We start from the raw sequence: 25,116 nt of genomic DNA on the forward strand, positions 1-25,116 counted from the left end.
AACCAAAATTCACATGTATAAAATATAATATTCGCTAAGAGAATATATGCTTGTAAGACAAATCTGTTGGGGATAATGTCTTACCTGCATCAGATTTCCTGGTGTAACGAATTTACAAGTGCTTCTTGCATAAGCAAGTTTGATCCCGGTCATCCCCATGACCGGGATTTTTTTCGCCTTAGCGGTTCGTTTCCGAGACGCTAAAGTCATGGATATCCAGCTCGAATGCTTCAGCCAGTTCACGGTAGGTATGGTAATCACGACCATTGACCACGACACGGTCTGAATTATCCTCCGCGCGATGAACTTCGGACTCACTGATTTCATTAATGGCGGCAAGCAGGGCATCGACATCCACTTCCACCTCACGCTTAATGGTGTCGCTGTACTCTTTGTCAGTCTTCATGGCGGGCTCCTCATTTAACCGTCTCAACAGCTAAGTATAGACCGCACACAAAAACGCCATTCGCGTCAGGCGGCGATGCCAGCCAGGGTAATTTGTTCTACACTGGCTCAAAACCACAGGAGGAATGTATGAAGGTCAACGATCGGGTAACCGTCAAAACGGACGGTGGGCCGCGCCGCCCGGGCGTGGTGCTGGCAATAGAAGAGTTTAATGAAGGCACAATGTATCTGGTGTCGCTGGAAGATTACCCGCTCGGCATCTGGTTCTTCAACGAACTGGGGCACCCGGATGGGATCTTTGTGGAAACGGCGGAATAGGGCGGCGTCGGGGGCGTCTTCTCCCCGGCCCGGCTGCTGAAAAGCAAAATCTCTGGCCAGGCCAGAGATCAAGGTAGGGTACAACATGGCCGTGCAAATTAGCGCATATTAACGAAAATCCCATTCGTCACATTATCTGTCAGGCGTACGACATGGTATATCACTTGCTTATTATGCGTTTTAATTTTCCTTTTAATATTTCCTTTGTGTGACGATACTGTTTTTGCCTTGATATTCATCTGGTCTGAGATCTGAATTGTCCCTTGTCCAGCCATCCACATTCTTAGCATACTTGATTCAGTTCTGCTTAATGATAGAGTGGGTAAGTTAACCGCCCCTACATTCTTAACTTCTTTATTCAAATAATCGCCCAGAATGTCATCAAGCGACTCTGGTTTAATCGATTTCGAACTGATTAATAAGTTTTTACGCACCAACAAATACTCATCGAAATGAATATTGGCGATCGCCATAAAAACAATAAACAGGGTTCTGGGATGCTGATTAATGATCTGCTTAATGTGCTGACTGTTAGCGGGGTCGTGAATGAAACAGTCCTCATTAATAAACACCACGCCGGGCTTGTGAGTCTCACAAGCGGCTGCGAGTTCTTCAACGGTGTGTGCATCGTTGATGTCTCTCTTTCTTACCCCTCTGCTTGCTAAGTACCCGGTTAACCCTAGCCGGGTGTAGCTGCATAAATCCATAATGATCGTTGACATGGCATACCCTCACTCAATGCGTAACGATAATTCACCACCTGCCTGAGAGCTCATAAACAGCCATACGGGATGGAAAAAATCTAATAAAACCTGTGAGCATGACAAAGACTTTCAGGCGAACTCACTATCCCGTAAAGTTACGTATAATTTGCCAGGAATCATCTTAAAGTAAAGTAAATATTAAGTATTGTGAGGTGGTTAGAAACATTTAAACCGCGTCAGATATATCCTGGTAGATGTTTTTCAAGATTATTTTTAGGAATATCCTCAGAAAGACATTGCAAACACTGCGGGTTATTATTTGCGTGGAAGTTCGCTGACAATATCCGCTAAGAGATTGAATATCTCGCTGAATAAATGCTCGCAGAAGGGGGCGATAAGTGGCATCAATAATGACATTAATAAAAGGCCAACCGTCAACGTCACCGGAAAGCCGATGACGAATACCGACAGCTGCGGGGCCATTCGGTTGAGTAAACCCAATGCGAGGTTAACGGTGAGCAGCAGGGTTATGACAGGCAGCGCCAGCATCAGCCCGTTGAGGAAGATCAGCCCGGCAGCCCGCACCAGAGCCAGAAAAGCGTTACTGTTCACCGGGTTGTCGCCAATCGGCAGCGTGTGGAAGGTGTCCACCAGCATAGAGATGAGCCACAGGTGGCCGTTGAACGAGAGAAACAACAGCATCGCCAGCAGGTCGATAATACGCGCCAGCACGGGCATATTCAGATGGCTGCCCGGGTCAACGAACGTTGCGAAAGACAGACCCATCTGCAAACCGATCAGTTCGCCCGCCGTTCGTACCGCGGCGAAGGCGAGCTGCATCGTAAACCCGACCGCCACGCCAATCATTACCTGTTGCAGGGCAATCCATATCGCATTCGGGGAAAAAATCGGAATATCCACCGCCGGCAGGGAAGGGGCAACGATAATGGTGATAACCATGCCCAACCCAATTTTGATGCGTTTAGGCACCGACTTTTCACTGAGTATGGGGGCGGTGGAGATCAGCGCCATGATGCGCAGCATCGGCCAGAAATAGATCCCGAGCCACTGAACAAACTGATCGCTGGTGAAATGCAGCATCGTCCGTCAGCCGATGATGTAAGGCAGATTGGTGAACAGGTTGCGCATGTAGTCCAGCAGCAAATTGAGCATCCAGGGCCCGGCAACGATAATCGCCACTAAGACGGCGATGATCTTCGGGATGAACGACAGGGTCATTTCGTTAATCTGCGTGGCGGCCTGAAGAATACTGATAATTAGACCGGTTACCAGCGCAACCAGAAGCAGGGGCGCGGCGACGGCAATCGCGACTTTCATCGCTTCCGTGCCCATCATCATGACCGACTCAGGCGTCATTGCGCGCTCCTCAACTGTAGAAACTCTGCGCCAGCGAGCTGACCAGCAGCTGCCAGCCGTCGACCAGTACGAACAGCATGATCTTAAAGGGCAGGGCAATGGTTGCGGGCGGGACCATCATCATCCCGAGCGCCATCAGGACGCTGGCGATCACCAGGTCAATAATCAGGAACGGAATGAAAATGGTGAAGCCAATCTGGAACGCCGTTTTCAGCTCACTGGTCACATACGCTGGCAGCAGAATGCGCATCGGCACCGCTTCCGGTCCCTGTAACTCGCCCGTGTTAGCGAGACGGGCAAACAGGGCCAAATCCGCTTCGCGCGTCTGGCGAAGCATAAATTCACGTAATGGCTGAGCCCCCTTTTCCAGGGCAACCTGCATGGAAATTTTATCTTCGCTGAACGGCTGGTACGCCTCGGTGTAAATCTTGTCGATCACCGGCGACATAATGAAAAAGGTCAGGAACAGGGCTAAACCCAGCAGCACCTGATTGGGCGGCGCGGACGGCGTGCCGAGCGCATTTCGCAGCAGACCAAACACAATGATGATGCGGGTGAAACTGGTCATCATCAGCAGGATCGCCGGGATAAAGGTCAGTGAGGTGATGAACACCAGCGTCTGCACGGAGAGGGACCAGCTTTGTCCCCCGTTCGCCAGCGGCGTGGAAACCAGCCCCGGCAGCTGCGCATACACAGAAGGCGCGAACAGGCCCAGACCTGCCAGCGTAAGCAATAACAAACGGCGCATCAGGATCTCCCGGAACGCTTGAGCAAACTCTTCATAACGGACTGAAAATCCGCAGGGGCCTGGGCGTTAGCCTCCACCGTGACAGGCGAAGGGGGCAGCGTGTGAAGAACATTAATGCTGGAGGCAGTCACGCCCAGCACCAGTCGCGCATCTTCCACTTCCACAATGACCACGCGCTCGCGTGGCCCGAGTGTGTTGCTGGCGCTGACCTTCAGTCCGCGCGTGCCGGCCGTTTTCCCCGCCAGCCCGAAACGCTTTGCCAGCCAGGCAGCGATAAGGATAAAGGCAATAATACCGAACAGCGCGCCGCTCACCTGAAGCAGCGGGGAGCCGGGTACGGCGGAGGGCGCGGACAGTGTTGCCTGGGTTTTCATACTTAACGGCTCAGGCGACGCATACGTTCGGAAGGGGTAATGATGTCGGTGATACGTACGCCGTATTTATCGGCCACCACCACAACTTCGCCCTGTGCAATCAGGTAGCCGTTGATCAGAATATCCAGTGGCTCACCCGCTAAACCGTCCAGGGCTACAACGGAACCCTGCGTCAGGCGCAGCAGCTCTTTAATAGTCATGCGGGTGCGGCCCAGCTCAACGGTCAGCTTGACCGGAATGTCCATAATCAGGTCGATGTCCTGTAACGTCCCGCTGACGTCGCCGCCGCCTAACTGCTGGAAGACCGCGTCTGCCGCGCTTTTCGTCGGCGTCGTTTTTTGCTCGTTTAACGCGTCAGCCCACAGATCGTCCAGTGCTCCGCTGTTTTCATCGGACGGATTGTTCATGTCACTCATTTGGGCTGTTCCTCATTCAGCGAATTCAAAATCGGGTTGATCAAGTGCTCAACGCGTAACGCATACTGGCCGTTAATCGTGCCGTACTGGCTTGTCAGCACGGGTACGCCATCCACATGGGCAATAATGCGGTCGGGTTTATCTATCGGCAAAACGTCGCCGGGTTGTAATTTCAGGATCTGCGATAACCGCATGGAGATGTCGGCAAAGTTAGCCACCAGCTCCAGCTGCGAGTGCTGAACCTGGCGCACCAGGTTCTCACGCCAGTTCTGATCTTCATGGCGTGAGTTCTCCAGCGGCGGGTTCACCAGCAGTTCGCGCAGCGGTTCAATCATGCTGAACGGCAGGCAGATGTTGAACTCGCCCGTCAGGTTGCCGATCTCGACGTGGAACGGGGTGTTCACCACGATGTCATTCGGTGAAGTGGTGATGTTGGTAAACTTCACCTGCATCTCGGAACGGACGTACTCCACTTCCAGAGGGTTAATCGCTTTCCACGCGTCGCTGTAGGATTCCAGTGCCAGCTTCAGCATGCGGTTGATAACGCGCTGTTCGGTATGGGTAAACTCGCGGCCTTCCACTTTGGTCGGGAAACGGCCATCGCCACCGAACAGGTTGTCCACTGCGATGAATACCAGGCTTGGCGAGAACACCACCAGGCCGGTACCGCGCAGCGGTTTCAGATGGATCAGGTTAAGGTTGGTTGGCACCGGCAGGTTGCGGGCAAACTCATGATACGGCTGAATGCGGATCGCACCGACGGTGATATCCGGGCTACGACGCAGCAGGTTAAACAGCCCCATTCGGAACTGACGTGCGAAACGTTCGTTGATGATCTCCAGCGCCTGTAAACGCTCGCGCACCACGCGACGCTGGGTATTGGGATCGTAGGGACGAATATTATCGTCGCCGGTCAGACCCGGCTTCGGATCGTCACTCTTATCGCTGTCGCCATTGAGCAGCGCATCGATTTCTGCCTGAGAAAGAATACTGTCGCCCATGTCGTTACCGCAGAATGAAGGCTGTATACAGAACGTCAGTGACTTCCTGCTTAGGTTGGCCGTTGACCAGCGGGGTCGCCAGCGTCTGTTTGATCGCATCGACCAGCTTTTGCTTGCCCACATCGGTGGCGAGCGCGGAGGCATCCTGACGCGAAAACAGCAGCAGCAGACGGCTACGCACTTCTGGCAGGTAGTCGTTCAGACGTGCACGGGTCGCTTCATCTTTCAGACGCAGCGTAATGCCCACGTAAAGCACGCGATCCGCATCGCCGAGGTTCACGGTGAATGTATCCAGCGGGTAGAAGACCGGCGCCGGTGGAGGCGGCGCTTCAGCTTTGGCGGCTGCGCTGGAGGGTTCCTGCTGCATACGCCAGTAACTGTAGCCTGCGGTGGCGCAGGCCGCGAGGGTAATCAACACCAGCAGAGGGATCCAGATGGAACGCTTGCTTTTTTTGGTGATAGCGGAGTCTGTCATCTGATACGAGCTTCCTGTTTCGGTACAGCTTAATACGGTGATTATCCCGTGTCCGGCTTAGGTCAAAGCGTGGAAAAGACGGGGATAATCACGTTACCTCTGGCGTTTAGGCAAAGATGTCTACGGCACGGCTGCCGCGCGCGGCGGATTGCAGGGCGGCAGGGGTTGGCAATAACTCTTCGCTCTCCTCGCTAAACCCGCCATGCTGGCCTGAACGCGAAGCGTGCTGTTGTTGCCCGGATGAAGATTGCTGCTGCCCGGCAAAGCCTTCGCTGCTGACGCTGCTTTGGGAAAGCTGAATGCCGTTTTCCGCAAGCTGCGTGCGCAGGATCGGCAGGGCCGCTTCCAGCGCCGCACGAACGTGGCTGTGGGGCGAAACCATCTGCAACTGCGCCTGGTTGTCATCCAGCTTAAGCGAAATTTGCACCTGACCCAGATCTTCCGGGTGCAGGCGTAGCTCTGCGGTCTGTTGGCCCTGTCTGGTGAACAGGGTGATGTGCTGGCTTAGATTCTGCTGCCATTCGTGCGTGCCCAGCGGCTGGCTTAACACCGGCGCGGTCGCAACGGTAGCGGCAGGCTGGGGGGGTGCCAGGTGACTAACGATCGGGGCCAGCGTCGCGGTTGGGCTGGCGGCAGACGACGCCGTGCTCACTACGTCCTGCTTCTCCGCGAGGGCGGCAACAGCTGGCGTAACGGCTGCCGTGGCGGGCAGCGACGTGTCGCTGTCCTGAACCGACGTTTTTTCCTGACCCGTTAACGCATGGCTAAGCGGCTGATGCTGGCCGTTGTCCGTCTGGGCTAGCGCAGAGGGTAGGGCGGCACGAGGGGCGACCTCCCCGGTGCTTGCTGGCTGCGTCGCCATTGGGGTGGTAGTCTGCTGGTGCGGTAACATCGCCATCAGCGCGCTTAACCCGGCCAGCTCCTCTTCTTCAGTCGTGGTCTCGCTATTTGCTTTCGCGTCCGTCCGGGTAAGCGCCTTCAGCGCATCCGTATTCGCTGCGGGTTTCAGGCCGGAGACGAGGCTTTGCAGGGAGACGGCGGTATCTTCATCAGTCAGGGTCTCCTGGCGGGAGAGCAGCTCGGCGATTTTGGCCTGGAGCGTGGTATCACCGTTTTTTTCCTGTGCCGCTGTCGACAGCTTGCTTCCCGCCGCTTTCAGATCGGCCAGCGTCAGCGGAGCATCTTTGCCTTTGCCGGTGGTCTCGGTCAGCGCGCCCGCCAGCAGAGAGAGAAAATCTTGCGCGCCCTCAGCGCCTTTTCCGGTCAGCGTGCCGCCGGACGGGTCGCTGTCGGTCATCAGCAGTTGTTGCAGTGTGATCATTCTGGTTTCCTCATTGATGCGCGCTGGGCAAACTCATCCATTTTTTTCTGATCCAGACGGTTTTCCGCCAGGGTCGAGGCTGCAATCTGCCGGTCCTGTAAGGTTTGCCAGGCCTGCAACCGCTGTTTTTTCTCGCGCCAGAAATTCAGCGCGGTATCGACTTTTTGCGTCCACTGGTTAAGCTGCTGGCGATGCTGCTCAATCGCCTTTTCCAGCGTCTGGATAAACTGCTGATAGTTAATCCAGCGCTGGCTACCAATGCCCTGCGTCATGTCGGTGTTAAGGTTGGTGCGATATTCATGCTGATAGTCGATTAACATCTTCAACTGTTCTTCAGCCTGCTGGCACCCGCGTCGCATTGCGCCAAGTTGCAATGCGGCATCATCAACTTCTTTTTCAGCCAGATCTTTCAGCGTTGATAACGCGCTGTTCTGCGCCATGACCTTCGCCCTCCACCTGTGTTACACCTGCGGGAAAATCAGCTCCAGTGCCTGGAGGGAATCTTCCCAGTCGGCGCGTTCAAAAATACCCTGTTGCAGAAATGCCTCCAGCTGCGGCCACAGGGCAATCGCTTTATCGAGCATCGGATCGCTGCCTTTGGCGTACGCCCCGACGCTTACCAGATCGCGGTTGCGCTGGAAGCTGGAGAGCAGTTGTTTGAAGTTACGCACGCGGGCGTAGTGTTGTTCGGTGATCAAGGCCGTCATCGCACGGCTGATCGACGCTTCAATATCAATCGCCGGGTAGTGCCCGGCTTCGGCCAGACGGCGCGACAGCACGATATGGCCGTCGAGGATCGCGCGCGCGGAGTCGGCAATCGGGTCCTGCTGGTCATCGCCTTCGGTCAGTACCGTATAGAACGCGGTGATGGAGCCTCCGCCGCTGATGCCGTTCCCCGCACGCTCAACCAACGCCGGGAGCTTGGCGAAGACCGACGGCGGGTAACCTTTGGTCGCGGGCGGCTCGCCGATGGCCAGCGCAATCTCACGCTGCGCCATCGCGTAGCGGGTCAGGGAGTCCATAATCAGCAGCACGTGCTGGCCCCGGTCGCGGAAATCCTCCGCGATACGCGTGGCGTAGGCGGCACCCTGCATACGCAGCAGCGGCGACACGTCCGCAGGCGCGGCGATCACCACCGAGCGGGCGCGGCCCTCCGTACCAAGAATGTTTTCGATGAAATCTTTGACTTCGCGGCCACGCTCACCAATCAGGCCGACGACGATAACGTCCGCCTGGGTATAACGCGCCATCATGCCGAGCAGGACCGATTTACCCACGCCGGAGCCGGCAAACAGCCCCATACGCTGGCCGCGTCCCACGGTGAGCAGGGCGTTAATCGGCCGCACGCCGGTATCCAGTACGTGCTCGATTGGCGTGCGTTGCAGCGGGTTAAAGGGTTGGGTGATCAGCGCGCCGGTTTCGGTGGTATCAGGGGAGGGCAGGCCATCGAGCGGTTTGCCGCTCCCGTCCAGCACGCGGCCCAGCAGCGCCGGACCGAGCGGGAGCTGTTTGCCGCTTTGCAGGCCGTCACCGCTGATGTTTTTCGCGTAGACGCGGGCGCCGGGCAAAATCCCTTCCACTTCCTCAAGGGGCATCAGAAACAGTCGCTGGCCGTTAAACCCGACCACTTCACTTTCCACTTCACGCGTCTCACTCCCGTCCTGACGCTCAATCACGCAGGTGGCGCCGAGCGGAAGTTGCAGACCCGTGGCTTCCAGGACCAGACCGGTGGCACGCGTCAGGCGTCCATAACGACGAACGGATGGCAGCTGCGCCATCTTCGTTTCAAAATTATCGAGCGTGTTAAGCCAGCGCGTAAGGCGAGCGGTCATCAGACGACTCCCGGTGCCGCCAGGCGGCACAGTTCCTGCCAGCGGGTCGCGACGCTGGCATCCAGATCGCCCTCATCCGCCGAGACCTTACAGCCTCCGTGATGGAGCGACGGATCGCCGCGCAGCCGCCAGCCGTGCAGGCTCAGCGTCGCGCCGAGGCTCTCTTCCACGCGCTGCAAATCATCAGGATGCACGCGCAGCTGCGGTTTGCCGCTGAACAGCGGCTCCTGCTGGAGCAGCCCCTGGATTTGCTTAATCAGCGCGGCGTTATCCACGACCGGCGTCTGGCCGATCACCTGACGGGCCGCCTCCAGCGCCATCTGCATCAGGCGCGAAGCAATCACGCTGTCCAGCGCATCCAGCGTGTGCTGAAACTCGCTCACCAGCTGCTGCATGCGGGCATGCAGCGGCGCCTGCTGCTGGCGCGCCTGCTCAATGCCCTGCTCTAAACCTTTCGCCAGCCCTTCCTGATAACCCTGTGCGTGCCCGGTCTGACGGCCTTCGTTCATCCCGGCGTTGAAGCCCTGCTCGTGCGCCTGCATTTGCATCTGGGCCAGCATCTGGGCGCGCTGTTCCTCTTCACTCAGCTCGGGCACGCCCGCCCCGGCGTCGCCCTCATCGGACGACACTATGGCAGGGGTGAACTCTGCGGTGGGAGGGGAGAGGTCGTCAGGCGTCCAGCGCTTCCACGACAGTTCATCAGACATAGGTGTCGTCTCCGCTGCCAATCACCATCTCGCCGGTTTCTGCCAGACGACGAACAATAAGCAGGATCGCTTTCTGTTCGTTCTCCACCTGAGACAAACGCACCGGGCCACGGTTGGCCAGGTCGTCGCGCAGGATATCGGCCGCACGCTGGGACATGTTGCGCAGGAACTTCTCGCGCAGCGGCTGCTCGGCGCCTTTGAGGGCGATAAGCAGGGACTCCGAATCCACTTCCTGAAGCAGGCGCTGGATGCTGCGATCGTCCACTTCGACCAGGTTTTCGAACAGGAACATCTCGTCGATAATTTTCTGCGCCAGTTCGCCGTCGAACTCGCGCACCGCCGTAATAACCGCCTCTTCCTGCTGCGTTTTCATCAGGTTGATGATTTCCGCTGCCGTTCTCACGCCGCCCATTTTGCTGCGCTTGAGGTTCTGGCCGTCGAGCAGGTTGTTCAGCACTTCGGTCAGCTCCGCCAGCGCGGCTGGCTGGACGCCGCCGAAGGTGGCGATACGCAGCATCACGTCGTGGCGCAGGCGCTCGTCGAACAGCGCCAGAATATCGGCCGCCTGGCCCCGTTTGAGGTGGACCAGAATGGTGGCGATAATCTGCGGGTGCTCGTCGCGAATAAGATCGGCGGCGCTTTGCGGCTCCATAAAGTTGAGCGTTTCGATCCCGCTGGCGGTGTCGCGCGTTTCGAGAATATCTTCCAGCAGGCTGGCGGCGCGCTCTTCGCCCAGCGCCTTAACCAGCACGGAGCGCAGGTATTCGTTGGCGTTGACGTTGAGCGCAGCAAACTGCTCGGCTTCCTGCTCAAACTCCGCCAGCACTTCGGTCAGTTGCTTGTTGGAGATCTGGCGCACGTTGGCCATCGCCGCGCTGAGGATCTGCACTTCTCGCTGAGAGAGGTGTTTAAACACCTCCGCCGCGCGATCTTCGCCAATGGTCATCAGCAGGATGACGCTCTTATCGGTGCCTGTAAGCGTATTACTCATGTTCGTTACCCATCCAACCGCGGATGACCAGCGCGACGACGCGCGGATCGTTATCTGACATTTCGCGAATGCGCTGGCTCATCACCTCTGCGCCCATACGCTGGTTAGCACGACGCTGCTGCATCTGTTCATCTTTGCTGAGACGAACTTCAACCGCTTCTTCCTCGTCCGGACGCGCGTTCTTCTGTTCCAGCGCAGCTTTTTCGGCTTCAGCGCGACGCTGAAGCTGAGGACGGACACCCTTACGCCACAGCAGCCACGCGACAATCAGCACCAGCAGCCAGCGGCCTGCGGACATCAGCTGATCGAAGAACGCCTGCTGTTGCCAGAACGGCAGTTCGCCACCGGTCTCATCCACCGGGTTGAACGGTGAGTTCACAACGTTGAGGGTATCGCCACGTTTTTCAGAGAAGCCCATCGCTTCGCGGGTCAAATCTTCGATCTGCTTCATCTGCTCTGCCGTGAGCGGCAGCGGTTTACCGTCCGGCAGCGTTTTGTAGTTCACCACCACGGCAACAGAGAGACGCTGAATATCGCCCGTGTTCAGTTTGGTATGGCGGATAGTCCGGTCGACTTCGTAGTTGGTCGTTTCGTTACGGCTGCTGTTACGCGGGCCGGCACTGTTCGCGGTCGAGGTCGTCTGCTGATTCGTTTGCTGACCGTTCTGCGGGTTGGCCGGCGGCGTGGAGATTGGCGCGGCGTTGGCAGGCGCAGGCTGGTTAGAGAGCGCACCCGGCACACCGCCAGGATACTGGCCACCGACCTGTTCCGTCTCATTGATCTGACGCGAGCGTAACACGGCGCGAGAAGCATCCCCGTTCGGGGCGTACTGCTCTTCGGTCTGTTCTTTATTCGAGAAATCAATCTGCGCGGTGACCTGCGCATGCACGTTGCTGTTGCCCACCACCGGGCCCAGAATCGCTTCGATGCGACGCTGGAGACGGCCTTCCACGTCGGCGGCGTATTTCAGCTGGGCGTCGTTGAGATCGCGCCCGGCGGTGTTGGACTGCGTCAGCAGGTGACCGCTCTGATCCACCAGCGTAACGTTACCCGGCGGCAGACCGGCTACTGCACTGGAGACCAGGTGCGTGACGGCGCTGATCTGCCCTTCATCCAGCGCACGACCGGGTTCGAGGTTAACCGTCACAGAGGCAGAAGGGGACTTTTGTTCGCGGACAAACAGGGACGGCTTAGGCATCGCCAGGTGCACGCGGGCACTTTTCACCGGGCCTAAGGTTTCAATCGTACGGGCCAGCTCACCTTCCAGCGCGCGCTGGTAGTTAACCTGCTCGCTGAACTGGCTGATGCCGAATTTTTCCTGATCCAGCAGTTCAAACCCAACCGCGCCGCCTTTCGGCAGCCCCTGCTGGGCGAGACGCAGGCGAAGCTCGTGCACTTTATCTGCCGGCACTTCAAGCGCACCGCCGTTATCGGCAAAGCGATACGGGATGTTCATCTGGGTCAACTGGGTGACGATGGCACCGCCATCCTGGTCGGAAAGGTTGCTGTAGAGCGTGCGGTAATCCGGGCTTTTTGCCCATAAGACCATCGCGACAACGATCGCAATGGCGGCAGCGCCTGCCACAATCAACGGGATCTTAGGGTTGGCGCGAAGGCGGTTCATCCACTCGAGTGATTTATTCTGCGGCGCTGTCGATGCTGCTGTCGCACTCATTGCGCACCTCTTAAATCCTGGTGGTTTACGTTATTCGTGTAGAGAAACAAAACTGACTCCCGGGTCGGCAAACACGACAAAAGTTCCATACTGATGGCCCTGCCATTATTTGATGAATCGGGATTTTCTATGCGTCAAATAACCTGGTTTTTTAACGCTATTTACCGCCATTATCTTATTGACAAGCTGTTAGTCTTTACCTCGTAAAAAACCATCCAGGGGAGAGTCATGGCTATACAGGGCATTGAAGGGGTACTCAGTCAGTTACAGGCGACGGCGATGACCGCCCGTAATCAGAGCGTAACTGACCAGCCGCAGGGCATTAGCTTCGCCGGTCAACTGCATGCGGCGCTGGACCGGATCAGCGATAAGCAAAACGCGGCCCGTACCCAGGCTGAGAGATTTACTCTCGGTGAACCCGGCGTGGCGCTCAACGATGTGATGGCCGATCTGCAAAAAGCGTCGGTGTCATTGCAGATGGGGTTGCAGGTGCGTAACAAGCTGGTGTCGGCGTATCAGGACGTGATGTCCATGCAGGTGTGAAACCTTCCAATCTTACGCTGGCAGCCTGATGGCTTTAATGCCACAATATTTTTTTCTTCGCATGCAGGAAAGATGATGAAAAAAGTAGCAATTGTGGCTGCAATGCTGACGTTAGCGGGATGCGTTCAGGTCGAAAACTATCAGGAAGTGGTTAAGCATCCGGCACCTTCGCATCTGGCAGGTTACTGGCAGTCGAAAGGGCCGCAGAGCGCGATGGTGAGCCCGGAGGCGATTGCCACGCTGGTGGTGACGCCAGAGGGTGATACCCTGGACTGCCGTCAGTGGCAGCGCGTTATCGCGGTGCCGGGTAAGATCATGCTGCGTTCAGATGATTATTATAACGTGACCGAAAAACGAGACGTCTATCCGCTCGATCGTGATGGGGCGGCGCTGGAGTATGACGGCATGGAACTGTACAAGGTTGACCGCCCAACGGTGGAATGCGCAGATTACCTGAGCAAGAATCCGCTGGAGAGTAAGCTTCCGTAACCGTTTTGGAGTTTGCGCCCTCTACCCGTGGTCTGAGGGATCTCCACAAAATAATGCCTTCACCGTCGGCCCCCTCTCCCTGGAGGGAGAGGGCTGGGGTGAGGGGGAACATACGGCTCTGGTGGTCATTCCGTTCACTTTATGTTCCTTGCTACTCTGTAGCGACATGAGCGGTGAACGTGCCAGGGTGGCTCAGTCGCCACCACCCTGGCGACCCGGGCTCCCGGCGGAAAATCGCCGCTTCGCGGTACCCTCAGCTTTTTCCTTCAGGCTATCGGGTCGGGCATGAGCCTGCATCCATGCAAGCCACGCCCTCTCGGCGCTTCCCTGCGCCTCGCCCCGGCCTTACGGAAACGCTTCGGCGATTTACAGCCGGACCAAGGCATCGCTGAAAGTCCTCAGTTATTATGAAGGCAACGTTATTGCTTCTGCTTTCAAATTACTGGAGATATCTCTCCCTGTGGGAAAGGGTCGGGGTGAGGGCATCAGGCCGCACCTTTCCCGTACTACAGCGCGTCTTCAATCACCCAGACGCTGACGCTTCCCCCGTTACAGAAGAACGTCCCTTCGCCATCCGCCGCCGTGGTCACGGTTTCCTCGCGGTTGCCTAAAAAATCCCGCCAGGTCTTATTGCCGTAATTCTCGCCGAGGCAGATCGTCTTCTCACCGTTATCACCATTCGACAGCACCACCACACAGCCCGGGTGCTCCTCTGTCCCGCTGCGGCTAAACGCAATGCAGTTTGGATGATCGAAAAAGAGGGTTTGCACGCCGTGGGCAAAACGCTGCCGGGCGAGGATCAGCTCGTGGAGCTGTTCAATCACCGGCATATCAATGTGATACGTCTCACCATCCCCGCCAGTGTCGTCATAGCTGGCGCCAAAAAGATCCGGGTAGAACACGCTCGGCACGCCGTTTTCACGCAGCAGGATGAGCGCGTAGGCCAGCGGTTTGAACCAGGCTTCAACCGGGGCTTCCAGCGCCTGCAAGGGCTGGGTGTCATGGTTGGCCACCAGCGTTACGGCATGGAACGGATCGGCTTCCACCAGCGTACCGGTGAAAATCTGGCTCATATCGTAGTCGCGTCCCTGGCGTGACGCTTCGTGAAATTTCATTTGCAGTGGCGCATCAAACAACATGGTTTTGCCGTCCACCTGATTGATGTATTGCTGCAATTTATCCACTTCGTGAGACCAGTATTCCGCCACAATAAATAGCGGCTGCGGGGCCACCTCCTGGACATGTTCAATCCACTCTTTATAGAACCAGGCCGGAATGTGTTTTACCGCGTCCAGGCGGAAGCCGTCGCAGTGGGTTTGCTCCATCACCCAGCGCGCCCAGTATTTGATCTCCTCCGTCACCGCGTGGTTGCGAAAATCAATATTTTCACCCATCAGGTAATCGAAATTGCCCATCTCGTCGTCGACCTGATCGTTCCAGCCTTCGCCGGTGTAGTCGTTAACGATTTTGAAGATACCGTCCTCACTGGGATTTTCAATGTGGTCGATACCGCTAAAGCATTTGTAATCCCAGATGAACTGCGAATACTGCCCGGCCCGAACGGGGAAGGTGTAGCGCGTCCAGGCTTCACATTCGATGATCTCATCGCTGATTTGGGTGCGATCCTGAGCATCCACGCGCTGCACGCGGACGGGTTCCTTTTCATCGGCCCCCATTTTATGGTTGACCACCACGTCCAGAAGCACCGCAATCTGGTTGCTTTTTAAGGCGTTGATGGCCTCCAGCAGCTGGGCTTTATCGCCGTATTTGGTGGCGACGCTGCCTTTCTGGTCAAACTCACCGAGGTCGAAAAGGTCATAAGAGTCATACCCGACGGAATAGCCGCCAGATGCGCCTTTGTAGGCCGGGGGTAACCAGACCATATTGATGCCGATTTCGTTCAGGTTGGGGGCTAATGCCGTGACTTCTCGCCACAATTCACCGCCGGTGGGGTAGTACCAGTGAAAACATTGTAAAAGTGTTGGGTTGCGCATGCACCATCTCCATGAGGTCGCGAAACTCAAGTATGGAGCAGGTTTGGCAGAAATGCCTGGCGAACGAAACGGTTAACGCTTGCCCGCCAGTTAAATGGCTAATTAATATCGCTATTACTTTGCGGAACAAGGACATGACCGCCCTGGTTACCGTAGGTGGAGAGAACGGTTTTCTGGATGGAGGATTGCCCAACCAGCTTCGCCAGCTCATCCATTCTGGCTTGCAGCAATGTTTTTACCTGGCCTTCGTTGTCCAGGATCACCCGCAGCGTCGGGCGAAGCTGCTCCTGAATCTGCATCGAAGGTTCACTTTCCTGAGTGAGACGAGCCAGTGAGTGCACCGCATTAACATAGTCGGTTTCACAGATGATTAGATCATCCCATAGTCCCTGCCGCGCCAGTCGCAACATCAACTGGCTCTGCTCAAGGAGTTGCTGATAAAGGGCATAAAGTTGCGGTGCGTTACTCATTAGACGGCGTCCTGCATCAGTTGTGGCGTACCGGCAACCTCCTTCCACCCGTCAGCGATATTGCGCAGCAGGTTTTCCACCTCTTCGATGGCGCTGGCGTCGTTATTCACGTTGGCGTGCAGGAGGCGACGTACCATATAGGCATAAAGGGCAATCAGGTTTTGCGTAAGCTCATCACCGTTATTTTCCACCAGGCCAACCTTCAGCCCGTTTTCGATAATGTTGATGGCTTTTGAGAGCGCCAGCCCTTTAGCAGGAATATTACCGTCTGCCAGGAACAGACGCGCGCGTACCAGCGCGCTGAGGGCTCCATCAAATAGCATGATTACCAGCTGCTGCTGGCTGGCGCTCATCACCGCGCTTTCAACTTCTATCTTTGCGTAGGCCTGCGTGCCTTTTGCGCCGTACATGTTATCCCCCTCGGGTCTGATTAGCGTTTACTACTTGTTGCTGGACGTATTTTCGAACTGCTGCGTCAGGTAGCTGCTGGTGTTGTTCAGCGAGGTCATCAGTACGTCCAGCTGGGTAAACTGGGCTTTGTACTGCGCCACTCTTGCATCAATACGTTCGCTCACGGCGTTATATTGATCCGTTAACTTGTTCAGCGTTTTGCTGACGCCATCTTTGGCCGCCTGGATAATGCCTTTACTGGAAAGCCAGTCAGTCAGATGGGTGGCCATGGTGGTGGTGATCCCGGTGGTTTTACCGTCACCTACAACCAGATCTTTCACCGCAGACGGGTTATCCGTCAGCGCTTTTTTCAGCTTGTCGCTGTCCAGCTCCAACTTACCCGTACTTGGATCGGAGGTAATGCCGACCTGAGACAGCGTTTTATAGGCGGTTCCGCCGACGGAGTTGCCCAGCATGGTTTTCAGCTGCGTCTGGATAGTACGCAGCGTACTGTCTCCGAGCAGGGCGCCGTTGCTGGAATCCTGCGCATCTGTACCCGCATCAACCGCCGTATATTTGGTTAATGATGCAAAGCTGTCCTGAAGGGTGTTGTAGGCATCCACCCAGGCTTTCATCGCCGTTTCCGCTTTCGATGTATCTTTAGCGATCGTCAGCGTCTGGTTACCGGTGGTGACATCGTTCAGGTTCAGGGTGATATCTTCCAGCGCATCGCTAATGGTGTTGCTGCTGTTTTCGATATCTACGTTATTCACCTTCAGCTTCGCGTTTTGCGCGGTAACGCTTTCCATCATACCGTTGCTGGCATCGGTGCTGGTGCCGTTGTAACCCATAAAGGATTGCAAGGCGCTATCGCCGCTTACGCTGATGCTGACCGCGTTGTCCGCTCCGGTTTCGGTGGAGGTGATGGACAGACGATATTGACCATTACCGACGTTAATAATACTGGCGGTCACGCCGGCGTCAGCTTTGTTAATCGCATCGCGAATGCCGGTCAGCGAGGAATTTGCCGCGCTGATATCGATGGTCACCGGATCTTTACCGTTTCCGGCGGTAAAGGTGATCTTGCTGTCAGCCGTGGCAATGGCCGTTTTGGTATCCGGCTGTGCGTTTTTGGTCGTCAGGGTTTGCGCCTGCGCCAGCTGCGACACGCTGATGGTGTATTTACCGGCAATCGCGCTGCCGGTAGTGGTGGCGCTGAATGCCGTGGAGCTACTCGACGTGCTGGTCGCCGTAAACAGGTCGGCTTTATTCAGCGCGGTGTTTGCAGTCTGAAACGCTTCCAGCGAACTCTTCAACGTGCCGTAAGCGCTAAGCTTGGCGGTATAAGATGACTGTTGTTTGGTTATCGGCGTCAACTGTGCTTTTTCGGCCGTGGTCAGACTATCCAGAATGTCTGCTAACTTAAGACCCGAACCGATCCCCAATGATGAAATACTTGCCATATTTATTCCTTAATCTATCGACACGTAGAACGAATAGTGGGGTTATCGGCTTTTATGGGGGAAAGTTTACGGTTAATTTCTTTTTTTTAATGGCGGGAATAACGGTAATAGAGAAGAGCTTTTCCGTGGCTAAAAAAATTAACGCGATCCTGAAAAAAGATCTAAAGGTTGGTTTGGACCAGACGATAACACCTTTGACGGCGATGAAGCCGAAGGGTGGAAACCCAAATCTAACCAAACAGATTTGATGAACAACAGGAATCGAAATCATGGCACAAGTCATTAATACCAACAGCCTCTCGCTGATCACTCAGAACAACATCAACAAGAACCAGTCCGCTCTGTCTTCTTCTATCGAGCGTCTGTCTTCTGGTCTGCGTATCAACAGCGCGAAAGATGACGCTGCGGGCCAGGCTATCGCTAACCGCTTCACCTCTAACATCAAAGGTCTGACTCAGGCTGCACGTAACGCTAACGACGGTATCTCTCTGGCACAGACCACTGAAGGCGCGCTGTCTGAAATCAACAACAACCTGCAGCGTGTTCGTGAACTGACCGTTCAGGCAACTACCGGTACTAACTCTGATTCTGACCTGTCTTCAATCCAGGACGAAATCAAATCCCGCCTGTCTGAAATCGACCGCGTATCTGGTCAGACTCAGTTCAACGGCGTGAACGTACTGGCTAAAAACGGTTCTATGGCGATTCAGGTTGGTGCAAACGACGGCCAGACCATCAACATCGACCTGCAGAAGATTGACTCTTCTACTCTGGGTCTGAGTGGCTTCTCTGTATCAAGTAATGCACTGAAACTGAGCGATTCTATTACTCAGGTTGGTGCGAGCGGCGCTCTTCAGGATGTAGATCTGAGCAGCATTGCAACAGCTTTGAAAGTTGATGAAAGCTCTCTGACTCTGCACAACGTACAGACCGCTGCTGGTGCTGCTACAACCAAGTATGTTGTAAGCTCTGGTTCTGACAACTATGCCGTTTCAATTGATGACGCTGACGGCACTGTAACGCTCAACACCACAGATATTACATATACTGACACCGATAACGGCGTCACTGCAGGTGCAATGGGTGATCAGTATGTCAAAGTTGGTGCTGACGCTACTGGTGCAGCTGTTGGTTATGTAACTGTTCAGGGTAAAGATTTCAAAACTGACGCTACAGCTATTGATAACGGTGATGGCACTAACAAAACCAACCTTGATGTAGCTTCAAATATTGGTGATATCGCATCTGCAACCAATGCTAATGCATTTAAAGGTGCATCCACTGCAGACCCACTGGCTCTGCTGGACAAAGCTATCGCGTCCGTCGACAAATTCCGTTCTTCACTGGGTGCGGTACAGAACCGTCTGAGCTCTGCGGTAACCAACCTGAACAACACCACTACCAACCTGTCTGAAGCGCAGTCCCGTATTCAGGACGCCGACTATGCGACCGAAGTGTCAAATATGTCCAAAGCGCAGATCATCCAGCAGGCCGGTAACTCCGTGCTGTCCAAAGCTAACCAGGTTCCTCAGCAGGTTCTGTCTCTGCTGCAAGGCTAATCGCCTGATTACGCTTAAACCCCGCTTCGGCGGGGTTTTTTCTATCCACGCACAAGCGTAACCCCCCAAATAACCCCTCATTTCACCCACTATTCACCCGATTAAAACCCCTCCAGAATCGGATAATCATGCCGATAACTCAACTAACGCAGGGCTGTTTATCGTGAATTCACTCTATACCGCTGAAGGTGTAATGGATAAACACTCGCTGTGGCAGCGTTATGTTCCGCTGGTGCGTCACGAAGCATTGCGCCTCCAGGTGCGTTTGCCGGCGAGCGTGGAACTGGACGATCTGCTACAGGCGGGCGGTATCGGGTTATTGAATGCAGTTGACCGGTACGACGCTCTGCAAGGAACGGCATTTACGACTTACGCAGTGCAGCGTATTCGTGGTGCGATGCTGGACGAGCTGCGCAGCCGCGACTGGGTGCCGCGCAGCGTTCGCCGCAACGCGCGCGAAGTGGCGCATGCGATGGGGCAGCTGGAACAGGAACTGGGGCGCAACGCGACGGAAACCGAAGTGGCGGAGCGTCTGGGTATTCCTGTTGAAGAGTATCGTCAGATGTTGCTCGATACCAATAACAGCCAACTCTTCTCTTATGATGAGTGGCGCGAAGAGCATGGCGATAGCATCGAGCTGGTGACGGATGAGCATCAGCAAGAAAACCCGTTACACCACTTACTGGAAGGGAATTTACGCCAGCGCGTGATGGAAGCGATTGAAGCTTTACCTGAACGTGAGCAACTGGTGTTAACCCTCTATTACCAGGAAGAGCTCAATCTCAAAGAGATTGGCGCCGTGCTGGAGGTGGGCGAGTCACGGGTGAGCCAGCTGCACAGCCAGGCCATTAAACGCCTGCGCACAAAACTGGGTAAGTTATAGGTGAGTCATTCGCCTTGGAAATGCCGCACAACGTATTGACAACCAGGAGTTATCATGACGGTGCAGCAATCTAAAAGACGGCCTTTAAGCCGCTACCTGAAAGACTTTAAACACAGCCAGACGCATTGCGCCCACTGTAAAAAATTACTCGACCGCATCACGCTGGTTCGTCGCGGTGAAATCGTGAATAAGATTGCGATTTCCCGCCTCGACACGCTGATGGATGAAGCCGCCTGGCTTGAAGAGCAAAAAGAGTGGGTAGCGCTTTGCCGTTTCTGTGGCGATCTCCACTGCAAAGAGCAAAGCGACTTCTTCGATATTATCGGCTTCAAGCAATTCCTGTTTGAACAAACGGAGATGAGTCACGGCACCGTGCGTGAATACGTGGTTCGCCTGCGCCGCCTGGGTCAGCATTTGACCATGCAAAATATCTCCCGCGATCTGCTGACGACCGGATACCTGGATGAAAATCTGGAGCCCTGGCTGCCCGCCACCAGTACCAACAATTACCGCATCGCGCTGCGAAAGTACGCGCAATATAAAGTCCAGATGCCGGGCGTCATAAAGCAGAAAGTCCGCGCCGGAACAACTTCTGATATATATTAAAAAAGAATAAGATGTAGCGCAGCCGCCTTTGACGTTGCAGGCGATTTCTCTACACTACTCAAAAATTCCACTGTATCGGGGTACTTATGAAATTAGCACTTCTGGGTCGTCAGGCGCTGATGGGGATGATGGCCGTTGCGCTGGTCGCGGGGATGAGCGTGAAAACGTTCGCGGCAGATAATCTGCTCAACAAAGTCAAAGAGCGCGGCACGCTGCTGGTTGGGCTGGAAGGAACCTATCCTCCGTTCAGCTTCCAGGGCGACGACGGTAAGCTGACCGGTTTTGAAGTGGAGTTTGCGCAGGAGCTGGCCAAGCATCTCGGCGTCAAAGCCTCCCTGAAACCGACCAAATGGGATGGTATGCTGGCGTCACTGGATTCCAAACGTATCGACGTGGTGATTAACCAGGTGACCATTTCTGACGAGCGTAAGAAGAAGTATGACTTCTCCACGCCGTACACCGTGTCCGGTATCCAGGCGCTGGTGAAGAAAGGTAACGAAGGCAGCATCAAATCCGCCGCGGATCTGAAAGGTAAGAAAGTCGGCGTCGGTCTGGGCACCAACTACGAAGAGTGGCTGCGCCAGAACGTGCAGGGCGTGGACATCCGCACCTATGATGATGACCCGACGAAATACCAGGATCTGCGCGTAGGCCGTATAGACGCCATTCTGGTTGACCGCCTGGCAGCGCTGGATCTGGTGAAGAAAACCAACAATACCCTGGCCGTCGCGGGCGATGCGTTCTCCCGTCAGGAGTCCGGCGTGGCGGTGCGTAAAGGTAACGAAGATCTGCTGAAAGCCATTGATGCTGCCATTGCTGAAATGCAGAAAGACGGCAGCCTGAAGGCGCTTTCTGAGAAGTGGTTCGGCGCAGACGTGACGAAATAAGTCTCTGACCGACAAAAAAAGGCGCTTTTAAAAGCGCCTTTTTTATTTCTCGCGCGTCTGCGTGCATAATGAAATAACAATTGTTTGCGTGACCGGAGGAACCATGTCACTACAGAATTTAACGCGCTTTCCTCGTCTGGAATTTATCGGCGCACCCACGCCGCTGGAGTATCTGCCGCGATTTTCTGACTATCTGGGGCGCGATATTTTCATTAAGCGTGACGATGTGACGCCCATGGCGATGGGCGGGAATAAGCTGCGCAAGCTGGAATTTCTCGCCGCCGATGCCCTGCGCGAGGGCGCGGATACGCTGATCACCGCCGGGGCAATTCAGTCTAACCACGTTCGCCAGACGGCGGCAGTGGCGGCGAAGCTGGGCCTTCACTGCGTAGCCCTGCTGGAGAACCCGATTGGCACGCAGGCAGAGAATTACCTGACTAACGGTAACCGCCTGATGCTGGATCTGTTCAACGTCCAAGTTGAAATGGTTGACGCGTTGACCGACCCGGCTGCACAGCTTGATGAACTGGCGACGCGCCTGGAAGCGCAGGGCTTTCGTCCGTACGTCATCCCGGTTGGCGGCTCGAATGCGCTTGGTGCCCTCGGCTATGTTGAGAGCGCGCTGGAAATCGCCCAGCAGTGCGAAGGCGCGGTGAGTTTGTCCTCGGTGGTAGTGGCGTCCGGCAGCGCGGGTACCCATGCCGGTTTAGCGGTCGGGCTTGAGCAACTGATGCCGGACGTAGAGTTGATTGGCGTGACGGTTTCCAGAAGCGTTGCGGATCAAAAGCCGAAAGTCGTCACCCTGCAACAGGCGGTGGCAGAACAGCTTGCGCTTCAGGCGAAGGCGGAAATATTGCTGTGGGATGACTACTTCGCGCCGGGCTATGGTACCCCCAATGATGAAGGGATGGAGGCCGTTAAGCTGCTGGCCCGCCTCGAAGGTATTCTGCTTGACCCGGTCTATACCGGTAAGGCGATGGCGGGCCTTATCGACGGTATCGCCCGCAAGCGCTTTAAGGATGAAGGACCCATTTTGTTTGTTCATACTGGCGGGGCGCCTGCGCTGTTTGCCTATCATCCCCATGTCTAAAAATCAGGTAGAAAAATAATAATGCAAGAAAGTATTCAACTGGTTATTGATTCGCTGCCGTTCTTGCTTAAGGGCGCGGTGTTTACTTTACAGCTCAGTATCGGCGGGATGTTCTTCGGGCTGGTGCTCGGGTTTGTGCTGGCACTGATGCGCATGTCGAACATCTGGCCGGTGCGGTGGCTGGCGCGGTTTTACATCTCCGTGTTTCGCGGAACGCCGCTTATCGCCCAGCTGTTTATGATTTACTACGGGCTGCCCCAGTTCGGTATCGAGCTGGATCCGATCCCGGCGGCGATGATTGGCCTGTCGCTGAATACGGCGGCGTACACCTCTGAAACGCTGCGTGCGGCGATCTCGTCCATCGATAAAGGACAGTGGGAAGCGGCGGCCAGTATCGGGATGACCCCGTGGCAGACGCTGCGCCGGGCGATCCTGCCCCAGGCGGCGCGCGTGGCGCTACCTCCGCTGAGCAACAGCTTTATCAGCCTGGTGAAAGACACCTCGCTTGCGGCGACCATTCAGGTGCCGGAGCTGTTCCGTCAGGCGCAGCTGATCACCTCGCGCACGCTGGAAGTGTTTACCATGTATCTGGCGGCCTCGCTGATTTACTGGGTGATGGCGACGGTGCTGTCCGCCCTGCAAAACTATTTTGAAAACCAGCTTAACCGCCAGGAGCGAGATCCAAAATGAGTGCAATTGACGTCAAAAACCTGGTGAAAAAATTCCACGGGCAAACGGTGCTGCACGGCATTGACCTTGAGGTTGAGCAGGGCGAAGTGGTGGCAATTATCGGCCCGAGTGGGTCAGGGAAAACCACGCTGTTGCGCAGCATTAATTTGCTTGAGCAGCCTGAAGGCGGGACGATCCGCGTGGGCGATATCACCATTGATACCGGGAAACCCATCAGCCAGCAAAAAGGGCTGATTCGCCGCCTGCGTCAGCATGTCGGCTTCGTATTCCAGAGCTTTAATCTCTTTCCGCACCGTACGGTGCTGGAAAATATTATTGAAGGCCCGGTCATCGTAAAGGGTGAACCAAAGGAAGACGCGACGGCCCGCGCCCGCGAGCTGCTGGCGAAGGTTGGCCTGGCCGGGAAGGAGACGAGCTATCCGCGTCGGTTATCTGGCGGACAGCAGCAGCGTGTCGCCATTGCGCGCGCGCTGGCGATGCGCCCGGAGGTGATCCTGTTCGACGAACCCACATCCGCACTCGATCCTGAGCTGGTCGGGGAAGTGCTTAACACTATCCGACAGCTGGCGCAGGAAAAACGCACGATGGTGATTGTGACGCATGAAATGAGCTTCGCTCGCGACGTTGCCGATCGGGCAATTTTCATGGATCAGGGGCGAATAGTAGAGCAGGGGCCAGCTAAGGCGCTGTTTGCCAATCCTCAGCAGCCTCGAACCCGCCAGTTCCTTGAAAAATTCTTAATGCAGTAGCATTTTCACGCTCAATTTGCTCCAGATGTCGCTTCTGGAGCAAATTATCCTCCCATAACTTCAGTTTTGTTGATTTTTTATTCCACCCGATGGGGATAAGCCATCGCCAAATTAAAGATAATCCGTCTGTGGTCGATATTTTATATAAATGATCCTGCTTTATGTGTTAGGTTATATTCACCATAATAATGATTATCTTTATCAGAGGCTTCATTCGGCAAGTATGAGGGATATAGACTTTTTCACCTGGCGACGGGAATGCGTCCTCCGGTTTCAGGAAATGACCTGTGCTGACGAGGTATATCAGGAACTTCAGCGACAAACGCAGGCGCTTGAATTCGATTATTATGCGCTTTGTGTTCGACACCCTGTGCCATTTACCCGCCCGCGAACATCCGTCCATTCCAGTTATCCGCAACAATGGATGGCGCAATATCAATCCGAGAATTATTTCGCCATTGACCCGGTACTGAAGCCGGAGAATTTCATTCAGGGTCATTTGCCCTGGACGGATGAATTATTCACGGATGCCCAGCAATTATGGGACGGCGCTCGGGACCACGGTTTACGTAAGGGAATAACCCAGTGTCTGATGCTGCCAAATCATGCGCTCGGCTTCCTCTCCGTGTCATGTACTAGCTTACAGGCACACTCGATATCCAGTGAAGAGATTGAGCTGCGTTTACAAATGCTGGTTCAGATGGCGCTCACTACACTGTTGCGCTTTGAACATGAGACGGTGATGCCGCCGGAAATGAAATTCAGCAAGCGTGAACGGGAAATTCTGAAGTGGACCGCAGAAGGGAAGACGTCGGCAGAAATCGCCATCATTCTTTCCATCTCGGAAAATACCGTCAACTTCCATCAGAAGAATATGCAGAAGAAATTCAACGCGCCGAATAAGATCCAGATAGCGTGTTATGCCGCGGCGACTGGGCTTATTTGACTGATATCACGTT

29 protein-coding genes and 1 pseudogene are annotated in these 25,116 nt (G+C 55.3%); 11 read left to right on the plus strand and 19 right to left on the minus strand.

Features of this window, described 5'->3' with window-relative positions; genetic code table 11:
- Positions 1 to 178 precede the first annotated feature (178 nt).
- Complete coding sequence (yodD, locus tag AC4OVS_RS08285) at positions 179 to 406, minus strand: YodD family peroxide/acid resistance protein (protein WP_017383339.1); 228 nt, start codon at positions 404 to 406, stop codon at positions 179 to 181.
- 128 nt (positions 407 to 534) lie between these two features.
- Between yodD and dsrB the strand changes: the two genes are divergently transcribed.
- Positions 535 to 723 carry a protein DsrB gene (gene dsrB / locus AC4OVS_RS08290; RefSeq protein WP_003859583.1) on the plus strand — a complete coding sequence of 63 codons (189 nt, stop codon included), beginning with the start codon at positions 535 to 537 and terminating at the stop codon, positions 721 to 723.
- Between the two features lie 98 nt (positions 724 to 821).
- On the opposite strand, the gene rcsA is transcribed toward dsrB, so the two are convergent.
- From rcsA to fliF, 14 genes and pseudogenes are all read right to left on the minus strand, one after another.
- Positions 822 to 1,445, minus strand: a complete 624-nt coding sequence (gene rcsA, locus AC4OVS_RS08295; RefSeq protein ID WP_022648556.1) for a transcriptional regulator RcsA — start codon at positions 1,443 to 1,445, stop codon at positions 822 to 824.
- Positions 1,446 to 1,735: 290 nt separating this feature from the next.
- Positions 1,736 to 2,528 (minus strand): annotated as a pseudogene (gene fliR, locus AC4OVS_RS08300) (flagellar biosynthetic protein FliR); the annotation flags it as partial.
- A 6-nt stretch (positions 2,529 to 2,534) separates the two neighbouring features.
- On the minus strand, positions 2,535 to 2,804 hold the full coding sequence (gene fliQ, locus AC4OVS_RS08305) for a flagellar biosynthesis protein FliQ (protein WP_491922315.1): 270 nt from the start codon (positions 2,802 to 2,804) through the stop codon (positions 2,535 to 2,537).
- 10 nt (positions 2,805 to 2,814) lie between these two features.
- Positions 2,815 to 3,552, minus strand: a complete 738-nt coding sequence (gene fliP, locus AC4OVS_RS08310; protein ID WP_022648554.1) for a flagellar type III secretion system pore protein FliP — start codon at positions 3,550 to 3,552, stop codon at positions 2,815 to 2,817.
- The gene (fliO, locus tag AC4OVS_RS08315; RefSeq protein WP_491922316.1) at positions 3,552 to 3,926 is read right to left on the minus strand and encodes a flagellar biosynthetic protein FliO; all 375 of its coding nucleotides are present in this window, start codon (positions 3,924 to 3,926) and stop codon (positions 3,552 to 3,554) included. Before fliO ends, fliP begins: the two co-directional genes overlap by 1 nt.
- A gap of 2 nt (positions 3,927 to 3,928) precedes the next feature.
- Entirely contained in the window at positions 3,929 to 4,342 is a 414-nt protein-coding gene (gene fliN, locus AC4OVS_RS08320) for a flagellar motor switch protein FliN (protein WP_003859592.1), read from the minus strand.
- Complete coding sequence (gene fliM, locus AC4OVS_RS08325) at positions 4,339 to 5,343, minus strand: flagellar motor switch protein FliM (RefSeq protein WP_006811158.1); 1,005 nt, start codon at positions 5,341 to 5,343, stop codon at positions 4,339 to 4,341. The genes fliN and fliM overlap by 4 nt, the downstream gene beginning before the upstream one ends.
- A gap of 4 nt (positions 5,344 to 5,347) precedes the next feature.
- Entirely contained in the window at positions 5,348 to 5,818 is a 471-nt protein-coding gene (fliL, locus tag AC4OVS_RS08330) for a flagellar basal body-associated protein FliL (protein ID WP_003859598.1), read from the minus strand.
- 106 nt (positions 5,819 to 5,924) lie between these two features.
- Positions 5,925 to 7,139 carry a flagellar hook length control protein FliK gene (gene fliK / locus AC4OVS_RS08335; RefSeq protein ID WP_155019317.1) on the minus strand — a complete coding sequence of 405 codons (1,215 nt, stop codon included), beginning with the start codon at positions 7,137 to 7,139 and terminating at the stop codon, positions 5,925 to 5,927.
- Positions 7,136 to 7,579 carry a flagellar export protein FliJ gene (fliJ, locus tag AC4OVS_RS08340; RefSeq protein WP_006811155.1) on the minus strand — a complete coding sequence of 148 codons (444 nt, stop codon included), beginning with the start codon at positions 7,577 to 7,579 and terminating at the stop codon, positions 7,136 to 7,138. Before fliJ ends, fliK begins: the two co-directional genes overlap by 4 nt.
- Before the next feature lie 21 nt (positions 7,580 to 7,600).
- Entirely contained in the window at positions 7,601 to 8,971 is a 1,371-nt protein-coding gene (gene fliI / locus AC4OVS_RS08345; RefSeq protein WP_022648551.1) for a flagellar protein export ATPase FliI, read from the minus strand.
- Positions 8,971 to 9,678, minus strand: a complete 708-nt coding sequence (gene fliH, locus AC4OVS_RS08350; protein WP_022648550.1) for a flagellar assembly protein FliH — start codon at positions 9,676 to 9,678, stop codon at positions 8,971 to 8,973. Before fliH ends, fliI begins: the two co-directional genes overlap by 1 nt.
- Positions 9,671 to 10,669 (minus strand): flagellar motor switch protein FliG, encoded by a 999-nt coding sequence (gene fliG / locus AC4OVS_RS08355; RefSeq protein ID WP_003859608.1) that lies wholly within the window; start codon positions 10,667 to 10,669, stop codon positions 9,671 to 9,673. Before fliG ends, fliH begins: the two co-directional genes overlap by 8 nt.
- The gene (gene fliF / locus AC4OVS_RS08360; RefSeq protein WP_022648549.1) at positions 10,662 to 12,344 is read right to left on the minus strand and encodes a flagellar basal-body MS-ring/collar protein FliF; all 1,683 of its coding nucleotides are present in this window, start codon (positions 12,342 to 12,344) and stop codon (positions 10,662 to 10,664) included. The genes fliG and fliF overlap by 8 nt, the downstream gene beginning before the upstream one ends.
- Before the next feature lie 228 nt (positions 12,345 to 12,572).
- On the opposite strand from fliF, the gene fliE reads away from it, so the two are divergent.
- Positions 12,573 to 12,887 carry a flagellar hook-basal body complex protein FliE gene (gene fliE / locus AC4OVS_RS08365; RefSeq protein ID WP_022648548.1) on the plus strand — a complete coding sequence of 105 codons (315 nt, stop codon included), beginning with the start codon at positions 12,573 to 12,575 and terminating at the stop codon, positions 12,885 to 12,887.
- A 75-nt stretch (positions 12,888 to 12,962) separates the two neighbouring features.
- Positions 12,963 to 13,376, plus strand: coding sequence for a lipoprotein YedD (yedD, locus tag AC4OVS_RS08370; protein ID WP_022648547.1), 414 nt, complete (start codon positions 12,963 to 12,965; stop codon positions 13,374 to 13,376).
- Between the two features lie 506 nt (positions 13,377 to 13,882).
- Here the strand turns inward: yedD and amyA are convergent.
- The 4 genes from amyA to fliD all read right to left on the minus strand — a co-directional run bounded on the left by amyA (position 13,883) and on the right by fliD (position 17,693).
- Positions 13,883 to 15,370, minus strand: coding sequence for an alpha-amylase (amyA, locus tag AC4OVS_RS08375; protein ID WP_045622418.1), 1,488 nt, complete (start codon positions 15,368 to 15,370; stop codon positions 13,883 to 13,885).
- A gap of 98 nt (positions 15,371 to 15,468) precedes the next feature.
- Entirely contained in the window at positions 15,469 to 15,840 is a 372-nt protein-coding gene (gene fliT / locus AC4OVS_RS08380) for a flagella biosynthesis regulatory protein FliT (protein ID WP_006811148.1), read from the minus strand.
- Complete coding sequence (gene fliS, locus AC4OVS_RS08385) at positions 15,840 to 16,250, minus strand: flagellar export chaperone FliS (protein WP_003859616.1); 411 nt, start codon at positions 16,248 to 16,250, stop codon at positions 15,840 to 15,842. Before fliS ends, fliT begins: the two co-directional genes overlap by 1 nt.
- Positions 16,251 to 16,280: 30 nt before the next feature.
- Entirely contained in the window at positions 16,281 to 17,693 is a 1,413-nt protein-coding gene (gene fliD, locus AC4OVS_RS08390) for a flagellar filament capping protein FliD (RefSeq protein ID WP_491922317.1), read from the minus strand.
- A gap of 269 nt (positions 17,694 to 17,962) precedes the next feature.
- On the opposite strand from fliD, the gene AC4OVS_RS08395 reads away from it, so the two are divergent.
- The 8 genes from AC4OVS_RS08395 to sdiA all read left to right on the plus strand — a co-directional run bounded on the left by AC4OVS_RS08395 (position 17,963) and on the right by sdiA (position 25,103).
- Positions 17,963 to 19,252: a FliC/FljB family flagellin gene (locus tag AC4OVS_RS08395; RefSeq protein ID WP_491922318.1), complete on the plus strand. Its 1,290-nt coding sequence runs from the start codon at positions 17,963 to 17,965 to the stop codon at positions 19,250 to 19,252.
- Between the two features lie 163 nt (positions 19,253 to 19,415).
- A complete protein-coding gene (locus AC4OVS_RS08400) occupies positions 19,416 to 20,135 on the plus strand; it encodes an RNA polymerase sigma factor FliA (RefSeq protein ID WP_003859623.1) in 720 nt (239 codons plus the stop codon).
- Positions 20,136 to 20,189: 54 nt separating this feature from the next.
- Positions 20,190 to 20,741: a flagella biosynthesis regulatory protein FliZ gene (fliZ, locus tag AC4OVS_RS08405; RefSeq protein ID WP_015570235.1), complete on the plus strand. Its 552-nt coding sequence runs from the start codon at positions 20,190 to 20,192 to the stop codon at positions 20,739 to 20,741.
- A gap of 86 nt (positions 20,742 to 20,827) precedes the next feature.
- Positions 20,828 to 21,628, plus strand: coding sequence for a cystine ABC transporter substrate-binding protein (gene tcyJ, locus AC4OVS_RS08410; protein ID WP_045622422.1), 801 nt, complete (start codon positions 20,828 to 20,830; stop codon positions 21,626 to 21,628).
- A 103-nt stretch (positions 21,629 to 21,731) separates the two neighbouring features.
- Positions 21,732 to 22,718, plus strand: coding sequence for a D-cysteine desulfhydrase (gene dcyD / locus AC4OVS_RS08415; RefSeq protein WP_022648541.1), 987 nt, complete (start codon positions 21,732 to 21,734; stop codon positions 22,716 to 22,718).
- A gap of 21 nt (positions 22,719 to 22,739) precedes the next feature.
- Entirely contained in the window at positions 22,740 to 23,408 is a 669-nt protein-coding gene (gene tcyL / locus AC4OVS_RS08420; RefSeq protein WP_003859632.1) for a cystine ABC transporter permease, read from the plus strand.
- Positions 23,405 to 24,157, plus strand: coding sequence for an L-cystine ABC transporter ATP-binding protein TcyN (gene tcyN, locus AC4OVS_RS08425; RefSeq protein ID WP_473002991.1), 753 nt, complete (start codon positions 23,405 to 23,407; stop codon positions 24,155 to 24,157). Before tcyL ends, tcyN begins: the two co-directional genes overlap by 4 nt.
- Before the next feature lie 223 nt (positions 24,158 to 24,380).
- Positions 24,381 to 25,103 (plus strand): quorum-sensing transcriptional regulator SdiA, encoded by a 723-nt coding sequence (gene sdiA, locus AC4OVS_RS08430; RefSeq protein ID WP_032622448.1) that lies wholly within the window; start codon positions 24,381 to 24,383, stop codon positions 25,101 to 25,103.
- Positions 25,104 to 25,116: the final 13 nt, after the last annotated feature.

It is taken from the genome of Enterobacter sp. 4974935 (assembly GCF_058661735.1).